We start from the raw sequence: 12513 nt of genomic DNA on the forward strand, positions 1-12513 counted from the left end.
AATAGCTCTATTCAAGGAAAAGCCCATGGCAAACGATCTCATCAAACACATTTCGGACAGCAGCTTTGAAACCGACGTGCTCAAGGCCGACGGCGCCGTGCTCGTGGACTACTGGGCAGAGTGGTGCGGTCCCTGCAAGATGATCGCCCCGATCCTCGACGAGATGGCCACGACCTACGAAGGCAAGCTGACCATCGCCAAGATGAACGTCGACGACAACCGCGAGATTCCCGCGAAGTTCGGCATTCGCGGCATTCCCACGCTGATGCTGTTCAAGAACGGCGAACTGGCTGCGACCAAGGTCGGCGCGCTGAACAAGACGCAACTCTCCGCCTTCATCGATCAGCAACTCGCTGCCTGATCGCGCCTCAAAAAACGCCCTCGCAGTGCCTTCGCCGATGGCAGCGAAAGCACTGCGCAGCGGCCACTGAACTCCCCCTCGTGCATCACACCCGAAGGTGCACCGCTGTGAAATGATGCAAGCCTTGGTAAGCGGCTCTGCATGCCTTTCAAATTTTCTGTAATAATCCGGTTCGATCCCTTCGCCGCACTTCGTACAAAAGTCAGCGGCCCTGTTCAGGATCATCGGCTTGCCAAGCGCCATATCCGGCCCGCACGGCTTACAGCTCTCTCCCCAGATTCAAATTCACTCCGCAAGGAGTCACCCCATGCACTTAAACGAACTCAAGGCACTGCACGTGTCTGAAGTCCTCAAGCAGGCTGAAGAGCTTGAGATCGAAAACGTCGGCCGCATGCGCAAGCAAGAGCTGATGTTCGCCATCATCAAAAAGCGCGCCAAGGCCGGCGAACAGGTGTTTGCCGACGGCGTGCTCGAAATCCTGCCCGACGGCTTCGGCTTTCTGCGCAGCCCCGACACCAGCTTCACCGCCAGCACGGACGACATCTACATTTCTCCGAGCCAGGTGCGCCGCTTCAATCTGCACACCGGCGACATGATCGAAGGCGAAGTGCGCACGCCCAAGGACGGCGAGCGCTACTTTGCACTGACCAAGCTCGACAGCGTCAACGGCGGCCCGCCGGAGCAGAACAAGCACAAGGTGATGTTCGAAAACCTGACGCCACTGTTCCCCAAGGAACAGATGCGTCTTGAACGCGACATCAAGTCCGAAGAGAACATCACCGGTCGCATCATCGACATCATCGCCCCCATCGGTCGCGGCCAGCGCGCGCTGATCGTCGCACCGCCCAAGAGCGGCAAGACGGTGATGATGCAGCACATCGCGCACGCGATCACCGCCAACAATCCCGACGTCCACCTGCTGGTGCTGCTCGTGGACGAGCGCCCCGAAGAAGTGACCGAAATGCAGCGCACCGTGAAGGGCGAGATCATTGCATCGACCTTCGACGAGCCCGCCGCGCGTCACGTGCACGTCGCCGAAATGGTGATCGAGCGCGCCAAGCGTCTGGTCGAACTCAAGAAGGACGTGGTGATCCTGCTGGACTCGATCACCCGCCTGGCCCGTGCCTACAACAACGTCGTGCCTTCCTCCGGCAAGGTGCTCTCGGGCGGTGTGGACGCCAACGCGCTGCAGCGCCCCAAGCGCTTCTTCGGCGCGGCCCGCAAGGTCGAGGAAGGTGGCTCGCTCACCATCATCGCCACCGCCCTGGTCGACACCGGCAGCCGCATGGACGAGGTGATCTTTGAAGAATTCAAGGGCACGGGCAACTGCGAAATCCACCTGAACCGCCGCCTCTATGAAAAGCGCGTGTTCCCGGCCATCGAACTCAACAAGAGCGGCACGCGCCGCGAAGAGTTGCTGCTCGCCCCGGAAATCCTGCAGAAGACCCGCATCCTGCGTCAGTTCATGTACAACATGGACGAGATCGAGTCGATGGAACTGATGATCAAGAACATGAAGGCCACCAAGACGAATGTCGAGTTCTTCGACATGATGCGCCGCGGCGGTTGATCACCGAGGGCCCTCATCCGACACCCCGCAGACCCCAAGGCTGCGGGGTGTTTTGTTTCTGCCCGCACCCGGGATTTTTGCCACCCGCCGCAAATATGCAATAATAGAGAGCTTTTTATTGCGGAAAGTACGTCAGGCTGGCTGGCGCGGCTCCCGCAGCTGACCTGAAGGAAAAGATCATGAAAGAAGGCATCCACCCCGACTACCGCGAAGTGCTGTTCGTGGACCTGTCCAACGGCTTCAAGTTCGTTACCCGTTCCTGCGTGAACACCAAGGAAACCGATACGTTCGAAGGCAAGGAATACCCGCTGTACAAGCTGGATACCTCCAGCGAATCGCACCCCTTCTACACCGGTACCCAAAAGTCCGTGGACAACATGGGTGGCCGCGTCGAGCGTTTCCGCAACCGTTTCGGCAAGACGACCGCGAAGTAAGCGCCATAGCGCTGCAGGCTCGGCTCTCGTCGTTCTCTGGCGACCTGGTGCCGACCACTCGAAAAAAGGCAGCCGTATCCGCGCTGCCTTTTTTCGTTCAAGGCCCGCCCGAGACAGTGTCTCCCGCCGCCAATTTGCCGCTATGCTCTGACGTGGCGGCCCGATTTCCTTGCAGCGCCGCCGAACGGCTTCGCCAGCCACTGTCTGCGTCAGTGTGAACTATCCCAATCCCGCCATCGTTGCCCAAAGTGCCGTACGTCCGCTTCATCGCTGGGCCCTGTGGCTGCTGTGCGCGGCCTATGTGACTTTCGGTTTCGTCGGGCGTGATCCATGGCGCAATTCCGATGTCACGGCGTTCGGGTACATGCGCGAGTTGGCGCTGGGGAACACGCCATGGCTCACGCCGACACTGGCCGGCCTTGCGCCCGACATCGACGGCCTTCTGCCCTATTGGCTGGGCGCGTGGGCGATCCGCATTGCGCCGCAGTGGATTCCGATGGAGTTCGCGGCGCGTCTGCCCTTCATCGCCATGCTCGCGCTGACGCTGTCGGCCACCTGGTACAGCATTTATTATCTTGCGCGCCAACCGGGTGCGCAGCCGGTGGCGTTTGCCTTCGGGGCGAGGCCTATCCGCTCGACTATGCCCGCGCCCTGGGTGACGCAGGCCTGCTCGCGCTGATTGCGAGTCTCGGGCTTGCGCAGTTCTCGCACGAAACCACGAGCTATCTGACCCAGCTTTGCTGCACGGCGCTGGTGTTCTTCGCCGCCTCCAGCATTCCGCATCGGCGCAACCTGTCTGCCCTGCTCGCATTTCTGGGGCTGCTCGGCCTGTCGCTGAGCGGCGCGCCGACGGTGGCCGTGCTGCTCGGACTTGGCAGTGCATTGATCGCGTCGAAATCGGGGCTTGCCTCGCCCGCCAAGCGCATCGAAAGCGGTGTCATTCTGGCCGTCGCCACGCTGTTGGCCGCAGGCGTGGCTGCGGTGCTGGGCCTGTGGCGTTTCAACGCGGTTGCGCCGAGCGGCTTCAAGGATTTTCAAAGCATTTTCCGCCTCGTCCTGTGGTTCTGCTGGCCCGCGTGGCCGCTCGCCCTGTGGACGATCTGGCGCTGGCGCCACCTGATCTTCACCGCGCAGTGGAACCGCCATCTGCTGCTGCCGCTGTGGTTCCTGCTGGTTGCGGTGGCCGCGGCGCTCCTCACCCGCCCATCCGATCGCGCATTGCTGCTGGGCCTGCCCGCATTGGCAGCGCTTGCGGCCTTTGCGCTGCCGACCCTGAGCCGCAGCATTGGCGCGCTGATCGATTGGTTCACGCTGATTTTTTTCAGCATTTCGGCCATTGCCATCTGGGTCGTCTGGATTGCGGTGCAGACCGGTTTTCCTCCCAAGCCCGCTGCCAACGTGGCGCGGCTGGCACCCAGCTTCGTGCCGACGTTTTCATGGCTCGAATTCGTGCTCGCGCTGGCGGCCACCATTGCCTGGTGCGCCCTCGTCTGGTGGCGCGCGGCGCGCAATCGCGATGCGCTCTGGAAAAGCCTGATCCTGCCTGCCACCGGGGCGACTCTGGGCTGGATCCTGCTCATGACGATCTGGCTGCCGATGCTCAATCATGGCCGCAGCATGGCTCCGCAGATCAAGCCGCTGGTCACGCTGATCGGTGACCGCAGCGGCTGCATCGGCGGCTACGGCCTTTCCCGCGCGCAGATCGCGGCCATCAGCTATTACGGCAACATCACCATGGTCGCGTCGCCCGATGCTGATCGCTGCGAGTGGATCATCACCGATGCCGACGCCACACCGCCGGTGACCGATGTCTGGCCCGATGCGCAATGGGAAGAAGTGGGCGGCGTCGCGCGGCCCACGGACAGAACCGATCGCCTCGTCATATTGCACAGGCGTTCGCGCTGATGCCCGAACGCTCGATCATCGTGCGGCACGCGGTCACGGTGCTTGCGGGCCAGTTGGCGGTGATGGCCTTCGGCGTGACGGACACCGTGGTTGCCGGTCGCCATTCCGACGAGGCACTGGCCGCGCTGTCCATTGGCTCCGCCGTATTCATCAGCGTCTACGTCTCGCTCATGGGCGTGCTTCAGGCGCTGCTGCCGATCTGGGCCGAGCAGCGCGGTGCAGCGCATTCCACGGCGCTCGGCGCGAGCCTGCGGCAGTCGCTATACCTCTGGCTTGCGGCGAGCCTGATCGGCATGTACGCGCTGCTCTCACCCGATGCCATCCTGCGCTGGACGCGCGTGCCACCCGATCTGCGCGAGGTCGTGCTCGACTACCTGCACATCCTGGCCTTCGCCCTGCCACCGTCCCTGCTGTTTCGCATCTACAGCACGATGAATCAGTCGCTTGGCCATCCGCAACTGGTGACGTGGCTGCAGGTGGCGTCGCTCGCGCTCAAGGTGCCGCTGTCGATCTGGTTCACCTTCGGCGGCGCGGGTCTTGCCGCACAAGGCGCTGCGGGCTGCGCCTGGGCCACGCTGGTGGTGAATTATTCGCTGATGTTCTGCGGCATCGTGATGCTGCGCACGCAGCGTATGTACGAACCGCTCGCGCTGTGGAAGGCGCTGGAAAAACCCGATTTCGCGCAGCTCGGCAGATTCTTGCGCCTCGGTGTGCCTGCGGGCCTGTCGATTCTGGTCGAGGTCACCTCGTTCACGTTGATGGCGCTGTTCATTGCGAGGCAGGGAACGCTGGCAGCGGCCACGCACCAGATTCTCGCGAACATGGCCGCCGTGCTCTACATGGTGCCGCTTTCGCTGGCCATAGCGACAAGCGCGCGTGTGAGTTACTGGCGCGGCGCGGCCAATGAAACGGCCGCGCGCGCTGTCGCCATGCAGGGCTTCGGCATGGCGGCGACGATGGGGCTGGTGCTGGGGCTCGTGCTCATCCTTACCCGGCATCAGGTGGTGGCGTTTTACTCCACGAACACGGCCGTCATCGCACTCACGGCCTCATTGCTGATCTGGGTGGCCGCCTACCACATGGCCGACGCGATCCAGACGCTCTGCATTTTTGTGCTGCGCAGCTACCGCATCACATTTTTGCCGCTGGTCGTCTACGCGCTGATGCTCTGGGGCGTTGGCCTTGCGGGTGGCTATTTACTGGCTTATGAAGGCATTGCGGGTTTCGGGCCGATCCCTTCGCCCGCGCCGTTCTGGGCCTGCAGCGCCGCAGTGCTGGCCGTCACGGCGCTGATCTTCACAGGGCTGCTGGTTCGTGCGCTGAGGCGTTGTGCGGCGCCTGCAACGCGATCTGCGACTTGAGGACCTGAGGCTGTGCGCCGCGAAGGCGCATTGCCGGAAACTCGACCGCGAAGGTCGAGCCCTTGCCCACCACGCTCGAAATCTGGAGGGTCGCGCCGTGACGCTGCACCGCATGCTTGACGATGGCGAGCCCCAATCCCGTGCCACCCGTCTCGCGCGAGCGGCTGCGGTCCACACGGTAGAAACGCTCGGTCAGGCGCGGGATGTGTTCGGGCGCAATGCCCACGCCGGTATCGGTGACCACAAAGCGTGCGTTGCCGTTGTCGAGCATGTCCCAGCACACCGTGATCCTGCCGCCTGCCGGCGTGTAGCGCACCGCATTGTTGACAAGGTTCGACAGCGCACTTTGCAGCTCGGCCACGATGCCAGCGATCTGCCCGGCGGCCCTCATGGTCTCGACGGGCGGGAAGATGATCTCGTGGTGCTTTTGCTGGTTCACGGTGAGCGTCGCGGAAAGTCCTCGCGCCTCCTCCTCGCTGCGCTTGAGAAGCGCCTCGACCGGCACCCAGTCGCTCATGCCCGGCAACGGACTGCCCTCCAGCCGCGAAAGCGTGAGCAAGTCCAGCACCACGCTCTGCATGCGCGCGGCCTGCTGCGACATCATGCCGAGATAACGTTGCCGCTCGTCGTCGGTCAGCGGCAGGGTCTGCAGTGTTTCGACGAAGCCGGTGAGCACCGTGAGCGGCGTGCGGATCTCGTGCGATACGTTCGCAACGAAGTCGCGCCGCATCGCCTCGGCCTGTTCGAGCGCCGTGATGTCCTGCGACAAAAGCAGCTTGCGGCCATCACCATACGGATGGAGCTGCACCGAAATGCGCACCGGCCGCGCGGTCGTGCTGGATCGTCCCTGAAGCGCCACCGGACGTGAGAAATTCTGCGCGTTGTAGTAGCGCGTGAAATCCGGATCGCGCACCAGGTTGCCGACGGTCTGCATCAGGTCGCGCCCTACATCGAAGCCGAAATGCGCCTCGGCCATCTGGTTGCACCACTCGATGTGACCTTCCTCGTCCAGCAGCACCACGCCGTTGGGCGACGCCTGCAACGCCGACAGGATGTCGTGAAGGCGCGCATCGCTCGCCCTGATCTGATGATCCGCCTGGCGAATCAGGCGCCGCGCGCGATCCGCCGCCTCGCCCCACATGCCGCGCAACGACGGCGCGGTCTGTGGATCACCCTGACGCAGCCACCGGAGCACGCGGCTGCCGCGCCAGAAATCCCAGATGAACCAGACCCACGTGGCGACGCCCGCGCCGGCGATGGCGCCCCACGGCCCTCCCTCCACCAACCCAGGGCACCGCCGATGAGCTGGAAACCGATGAAAAAAATAAATCGCCAAAGCATGTTGCAGGGTGGAAGGCGACGTCTCGGGACGCCGCTCTGGTTGAAGTATGCGGTTTATACGCCCAAGCGCATACCCTCAGGAAAATCAGAACATGGCGAAGCCAGAAACAAAAATGCCGGGCTTGCAGGCCCGGCACATCGCCTTCTTCCTGTGGCTGTGGCCGTTGTTGCTTAAGCCTGCATCAGCGCGGGCGGTTGCGCCGTGAGGCGGTAACCGGCACCGCGCACGGTCTCGATCATCGCCGATGCCGAACCGAGCGCCTCGCGCAGTCGCTTCACATGTACGTCCACCGTGCGCTCCTCGATGAAGACGTGATCGCCCCAGACCTTGTCGAGCAATTGCGCACGACTGTGCACGCGCTCCGAGTGCTTCATCAGAAAATGCAGCAGCTTGAACTCGGTCGGGCCGACCTTCAGGCCCTGGCCCTGAAAGCTCACCCGGTACGTGGCGGCATCGAGCGTCAGTTCGCCAATCGACACGCTGTCGCTCACCTGCTCGGGCGCGCGGCGGCGCAGCACGGCGCGGATGCGCGCGAGCAGCTCCTGCGTGGAGAACGGCTTGGTGATGTAGTCGTCGGCACCGGCATCCAGCCCCGCGACCTTGTCCGGCTCGTCGCCGCGCGCGGTCAGCATCAGGATCGGAATCGGCTTGGTGCGCGGGTCGGCGCGCCACTTGCGCGCCAGTTGAAGACCGCTTTGGCCGGGCAGCATCCAGTCGAGCAGGATCACATCGGGCAACACGGCATCCAGCTCGCGCTGGGCCGATTCACCATCTTCCGCCCAGATGGGCTGGAAGCCGTTGTGACGCAGATTGACCGCGACGAGTTCGGCAATCGCCGACTCATCTTCAACAATCAGGACGCGAGGTAATTTCTTCATCTGACGAACCGCCTTTCAACCGACCGCCGACTCGATTTCATCGAGCGCAGTGTGGCGCACATCCTTGCCCTTGACCAGGTAGATGATGAGTTCGGCCACATTCTTGGAATGGTCTCCGATGCGCTCGATGGCCTTCGCGAGGAACAGCAGGTCGAGGCTTGCGGAAATCTTGCGCGGATCTTCCATCATGTAAGTGATCAGCTTGCGCACGAAACCATCGAACTCCTTGTCGATGAGGTCGTCTTCCTTGAGGATGTCGAGTGCCGTCTTGGTGTCGAGTCGCGCAAACGCATCGAGCGCCTTGCGCAGCAGACCCGAGGCCAGATCGGCGGCCACGCCCAATTCGCTCGAAGGCAGGGAGCGCGCGGCGCCGCTTTCGATGATCGACTTGACCATGCGCGCCATGCGCGTGGCCTCGTCGCCCATGCGCTCCAGATTGGCGATGGCCTTGCTGAACGCGATCAGCAGGCGCAGGTCGCGAGCCGTCGGCTGGCGGCGCGCGATGATGGTGGAGAGTTCGTAGTCGATCTCGACTTCCATCGAGTTCACGCGCTTTTCGAGTTCTTCGACCTGATCGGCGGCTTCCACGCTGAAGTGCGAGAGCGCATAGATCGCCTGGCGAATCTGCGACTCGACAATACCGCCCAATTCCATGACACGCGCCGAGACGCTGTTGAGTTCGCTGTCGAACTGCGAGGAGAGATGTTTATCTGGCATATCGTTTTCTCCTTGGATCATCAACCGAAACGGCCGGTGATGTAGTCTTCCGTTTCCTTGCGCTGCGGCTTGAAGAACATCTGTTCCGTATCGCCGAATTCGACCAGATCGCCCAGGTACATGTAGGCGGTGTAGTCGCTGCAGCGCGCTGCCTGCTGCATGTTGTGGGTCACGATGACCACGGTGTAGTCGTTCTTCAACTCGGCAATCAGCTCCTCGACCTTGGCGGTGGAGATCGGGTCGAGCGCCGAACATGGCTCGTCGAGCAGCAGCACTTCGGGCTTGATCGCGATGCCGCGGGCAATGCACAGACGCTGCTGCTGACCACCGGACAGACCCGAGCCGCTCTGGTGCAGCTTGTCCTTCACCTCGGTCCACAGCGCCGCCTTGCGCAGCGCCCATTCCACCCGCTCGTCCATGTCGGTGGCGTTCAGGCTCTCGAACAGCTTCACGCCAAACGCGATGTTGTCGTAGATCGACATCGGGAACGGTGTCGGCTTCTGGAACACCATGCCGACCTTGGCACGGATCAGCGCCACGTCCTGCTTGGATGTCAGCAGGTTGTCGCCGTCCAGCAGGATCTCGCCTTCGGCGCGCTGCTCGGGGTACAGCTCGAACATGCGGTTGAAGGTACGCAGCAAAGTCGACTTGCCGCAACCCGAGGGGCCGATGAATGCGGTCACCTTGTTCTCGGGGATGTCGAGATTGATGCTTTTGAGCGCGTGGAACTTGCCGTAGTAGAAGTTCAGGTTGCGAACGGTGATCTTCGAAGGCGAAGGCGATAAGCTGTTCTTGATGGGAGCCATGATGAGGTGTTCCTCTACTCTTTGATTCTTGGATTCGGTTTACTTCTGACGCGTCACGAAACGCGCCAGGATGTTGAGACCCAGCACGGCCAGCGTGATCAGGAACACACCGGCCCATGCCAGGTGCTGCCAGTTTTCGTACGGGCTCATTGCAAACTTGAAGATCGTGACCGGCAGGCTGGCCATGGGCTTGGACAGGTCGCCATTCCAGAACTGGTTGTTCAACGCGGTGAACAGCAGCGGTGCGGTCTCACCAGCGATGCGCGCCACGGCCAGCAGCACACCGGTGATCACGCCGGCGCGGGCCGCACGCAGCGTCACCAAGGTAATCACCTTCCACTTGGGCGTGCCAAGCGCGTAGGCCGCTTCACGCAGGGCCGAAGGAACCAGCGTCAGCATGTTCTCGGTCGTGCGGATGACCACCGGAATCACGATCAAGGCGAGCGCCAGAATACCGGCGTAGGCCGAGAAGCTCTTGAAATACGCGACGACAATCGCATACACGAACAGACCGATCACGATCGATGGAGCAGACAGCAGGATGTCGTTGACGAAGCGCGTAGTCGAGGCAAGCCAGCCGCGCGGATCGTATTCGGCCAGGTAGACACCGGCCATGATGCCGATCGGGGTGCCGACGAAAGTCGCCAGGGCCACCATCACCAGCGAGCCGAAGATCGCGTTGGCGATACCGCCGGGCTCGTTGGGCGGCGGCGTCATTTCGGTGAACAGCGTCAGGCTCAGGCCACCGATGCCAAGGCGCAAGGTTTCCCAGAGAATCCAGATCAGCCAGAACACGCCAAAGGCCATGGCGGCAAGCGACAGCGTGAGTGCGATCTGGTTGACGCGCTTGCGCGTGCCGTAGCGCGCAGCACGCACTCTGGCGAGTTCCTGCGCGGCGATGAGTTGAGTGGATGTTGTCGTGTTCACGAACGTGCTCCTTCGGCTTTCTTCAGGCGGTTGAGCAGCAGCTTGGAGAGCGTCAGAACCACAAAGGTGATGAAGAACAGAACCAGGCCCAGATAGATCAGCGAAGCCTGGTGCAGGCCCTCGCCTGCTTCGGCGAACTCGTTGGCGAGCGCCGAGGTGATGCTGTTTGCGGCCTCGAACACCGACAGCGAATTGAGCTGGTTCATGTTACCGATCACGAACGTCACGGCCATGGTTTCACCCAGAGCGCGTCCGAGACCCAGCATGACGCCGCCGAGCACACCGGCCTTGGTATACGGAAGAACCACCTTCCAGACCACTTCCCAGGTCGTGGAACCCAGGCCATAGGCCGATTCCTTGAGCAGCGCGGGAGTGACTTCAAACACGTCGCGCATCACCGAGGCGATGAACGGAATGATCATGATCGCGAGGATGATGCCGGCAGACAGGATACCGATACCGACCGGCGGCCCGGATACCAGCGCACCGAGATACGGCACGCCGTTGAGCAGCTTCTGCAGCGGCGCCTGCACGTAGGTGGCAAGAATCGGGCCGAACACCATCAGACCCCACATACCGTAGACGATGGAGGGAACCGCCGCCAGCAATTCAATCGCGGTGCCCAGTGGGCGCTTGAGCCAGGCGGGCGAGAGTTCGGTGAGAAAAAGCGCGATGCCGAAGCTGACCGGCACGGCAATGATCAGCGCGATGGCGGAGGTCGCGAGCGTACCGTAGATCATCACCAGACCGCCGTACTCGTTCTGTACCGGGTCCCAGACGCTGCTGGTCAGAAATCCGAGGCCGTACTTGCTGATCGAGGGCCACGCACCGATGATGAGCGAGACAAGAATACCGATCAGCAAGAGCAGCGTGAGCACAGCCGCGCCGCGCGCGCACCAGCCAAACAATCGGTCAATGAACGCGCCGGCCATCGGAGACGGGCGGGACGGAGGGGTGTTTTTTGACACTCTATCCATATCCTTCAAGGAAGAATTGGCAGATGATACGGGCAGTGTGGTGGACACGGGGTGCGCCTCGGTAGGAATTAAAAGTCGAAGATCCGTTCGAGTTCGGGCCATCCGGCAGACAACCCACGAAGATCGACGAACCAGTGCGTTGATCTTCAGTGGGGTGCATCACTCGGGCGGATCGCCGTGAATCACTTCACGGCAATTGCCTTGCCGGAGCTGTCCTTGATCTCAGCCCAGGACTTGTAGACCACTTCCTTCACGCTGTCGGGCATGGGCACGTAGTCCAGATCGGCAGCAGTCTTGTCGCCATTCTTGTAAGCCCATTCGAAGAACTTCAGCGAAGTGGCTGCCTGCACCGGCTTGTCCTGCACCTTGTTGAACAGGATGAAGGTAGCGGAGGTGATTGGCCATGCGTCCTTGCCGGGTTGCTCGGTCAGGATCTGGTAGAAGCTCTTGCTCCAGTCGGCACCGGCAGCGGCAGCCTTGAACGTGGCATCGTCAGGCGAGACGAAGTTGCCGTCCTTGTTCTGCAACTGTGCGTAGGTCATCTTGTTTTGCTTCACGTAGGCGTACTCGACGTAGCCAATCGAGTTCGGCAGACGGCCCACGAAAGCGGCCACGCCTTCATTGCCCTTGCCGCCTGCGCCGGTAGGCCAGTTCACCGCCGTGCCTTCACCGATCTTTTCCTTCCACTCGGGGTTCACCTTCGACAGATAGTTGGTGAAGCCGAAGGTCGTGCCGGAGCCGTCCGCGCGGCGCACCGGAGCGATGGTGGCATCGGGCAGGTTCACGCCGGGGTTCAGCGCCTTGATGGCAGCGTCGTTCCAGTTGGTGATCTTGCCCAGGTAGATGTCGCCCAGCACCTTGCCGGAGAGCTTCAACTGGCCTGGAGAAATGCCCTTGATGTTGACGACCGGAACGATGCCGCCGATCACGGTGGGGAACTGCACCAGACCCTTCTTTTGCAGCTCGTCGTCCTTCAGGGGAGCGTCGGAGGCGCCGAAGTCAACGGTCTTGGCTTCGATCTGCTTCAGGCCAGCGCCCGAGCCGACCGACTGGTAGTTGATCCTGACGCCGGTGGCCTTGTTGTAGTCGGCGGCCCACTTGGAGTAGAGCGGCGCCGGGAAGCTGGCGCCAGCGCCTGTTGCTTCGCTCTGTGCCATGGCGGAGGAGAACGCACCCATGGCGACCAGACCGGACACGAGAATACGAATTGCAGACATTGTCATGAGAGAGACCTC

The 12513-nt window shown here is 62.2% G+C and carries 11 protein-coding genes and 2 pseudogenes; 6 read left to right on the forward strand and 7 right to left on the reverse strand.

Annotated features, from left to right (window positions below; all coding sequences use genetic code 11):
- Nucleotides 1–25: 25 nt before the first annotated feature.
- The 5 genes and pseudogenes from trxA (at nucleotide 26) to H9K75_RS03605 (ending at nucleotide 5631) form a co-directional block, all read left to right on the forward strand.
- Nucleotides 26–361 (forward strand): thioredoxin TrxA, encoded by a 336-nt coding sequence (gene trxA / locus H9K75_RS03585; RefSeq protein ID WP_187724794.1) that lies wholly within the window; start codon nucleotides 26–28, stop codon nucleotides 359–361.
- A 307-nt stretch (nucleotides 362–668) separates the two neighbouring features.
- A complete protein-coding gene (rho, locus tag H9K75_RS03590; protein ID WP_187724795.1) occupies nucleotides 669–1931 on the forward strand; it encodes a transcription termination factor Rho in 1263 nt (420 codons plus the stop codon).
- A 179-nt stretch (nucleotides 1932–2110) separates the two neighbouring features.
- On the forward strand, nucleotides 2111–2365 hold the full coding sequence (locus H9K75_RS03595; RefSeq protein ID WP_187724796.1) for a type B 50S ribosomal protein L31: 255 nt from the start codon (nucleotides 2111–2113) through the stop codon (nucleotides 2363–2365).
- 214 nt (nucleotides 2366–2579) lie between these two features.
- Nucleotides 2580–4270: pseudogene (locus H9K75_RS03600) on the forward strand (hypothetical protein).
- On the forward strand, nucleotides 4270–5631 hold the full coding sequence (locus H9K75_RS03605) for an MATE family efflux transporter (protein ID WP_187724797.1): 1362 nt from the start codon (nucleotides 4270–4272) through the stop codon (nucleotides 5629–5631). Before H9K75_RS03600 ends, H9K75_RS03605 begins: the two are co-directional and overlap by 1 nt.
- On the opposite strand, the pseudogene phoR reads toward H9K75_RS03605, so the two are convergent.
- A pseudogene (gene phoR / locus H9K75_RS03610) lies at nucleotides 5567–6972 on the reverse strand (phosphate regulon sensor histidine kinase PhoR). The gene H9K75_RS03605 and the pseudogene phoR sit on opposite strands and share 65 nt — an antisense overlap.
- On the opposite strand from phoR, the gene H9K75_RS03615 reads away from it, so the two are divergent.
- Nucleotides 6932–7147: a hypothetical protein gene (locus H9K75_RS03615; RefSeq protein ID WP_187726187.1), complete on the forward strand. Its 216-nt coding sequence runs from the start codon at nucleotides 6932–6934 to the stop codon at nucleotides 7145–7147. The pseudogene phoR and the gene H9K75_RS03615 sit on opposite strands and share 41 nt — an antisense overlap.
- Here the strand turns inward: H9K75_RS03615 and phoB are convergent.
- The 6 genes from phoB to pstS all read right to left on the reverse strand — a co-directional run bounded on the left by phoB (nucleotide 7144) and on the right by pstS (nucleotide 12501).
- Nucleotides 7144–7851 (reverse strand): phosphate regulon transcriptional regulator PhoB, encoded by a 708-nt coding sequence (phoB, locus tag H9K75_RS03620; protein WP_187724798.1) that lies wholly within the window; start codon nucleotides 7849–7851, stop codon nucleotides 7144–7146. The two genes, H9K75_RS03615 and phoB, sit on opposite strands and share 4 nt — an antisense overlap.
- A gap of 15 nt (nucleotides 7852–7866) precedes the next feature.
- Nucleotides 7867–8568 (reverse strand): phosphate signaling complex protein PhoU, encoded by a 702-nt coding sequence (gene phoU, locus H9K75_RS03625; RefSeq protein ID WP_187724799.1) that lies wholly within the window; start codon nucleotides 8566–8568, stop codon nucleotides 7867–7869.
- 20 nt (nucleotides 8569–8588) lie between these two features.
- Nucleotides 8589–9374: a phosphate ABC transporter ATP-binding protein PstB gene (gene pstB / locus H9K75_RS03630; protein ID WP_187724800.1), complete on the reverse strand. Its 786-nt coding sequence runs from the start codon at nucleotides 9372–9374 to the stop codon at nucleotides 8589–8591.
- 39 nt (nucleotides 9375–9413) lie between these two features.
- Nucleotides 9414–10301 carry a phosphate ABC transporter permease PstA gene (gene pstA / locus H9K75_RS03635; protein ID WP_187724801.1) on the reverse strand — a complete coding sequence of 296 codons (888 nt, stop codon included), beginning with the start codon at nucleotides 10299–10301 and terminating at the stop codon, nucleotides 9414–9416.
- Nucleotides 10298–11278, reverse strand: coding sequence for a phosphate ABC transporter permease PstC (pstC, locus tag H9K75_RS03640; RefSeq protein WP_187724802.1), 981 nt, complete (start codon nucleotides 11276–11278; stop codon nucleotides 10298–10300). Before pstC ends, pstA begins: the two co-directional genes overlap by 4 nt.
- A gap of 182 nt (nucleotides 11279–11460) precedes the next feature.
- Nucleotides 11461–12501 (reverse strand): phosphate ABC transporter substrate-binding protein PstS, encoded by a 1041-nt coding sequence (gene pstS, locus H9K75_RS03645; RefSeq protein ID WP_187724803.1) that lies wholly within the window; start codon nucleotides 12499–12501, stop codon nucleotides 11461–11463.
- Nucleotides 12502–12513 lie beyond the last annotated feature (12 nt).

It is taken from the genome of Diaphorobacter aerolatus, assembly GCF_014489535.1.
GTDB classification, from domain to species: Bacteria; Pseudomonadota; Gammaproteobacteria; order Burkholderiales; family Burkholderiaceae_C; genus Diaphorobacter_A; species Diaphorobacter_A aerolatus.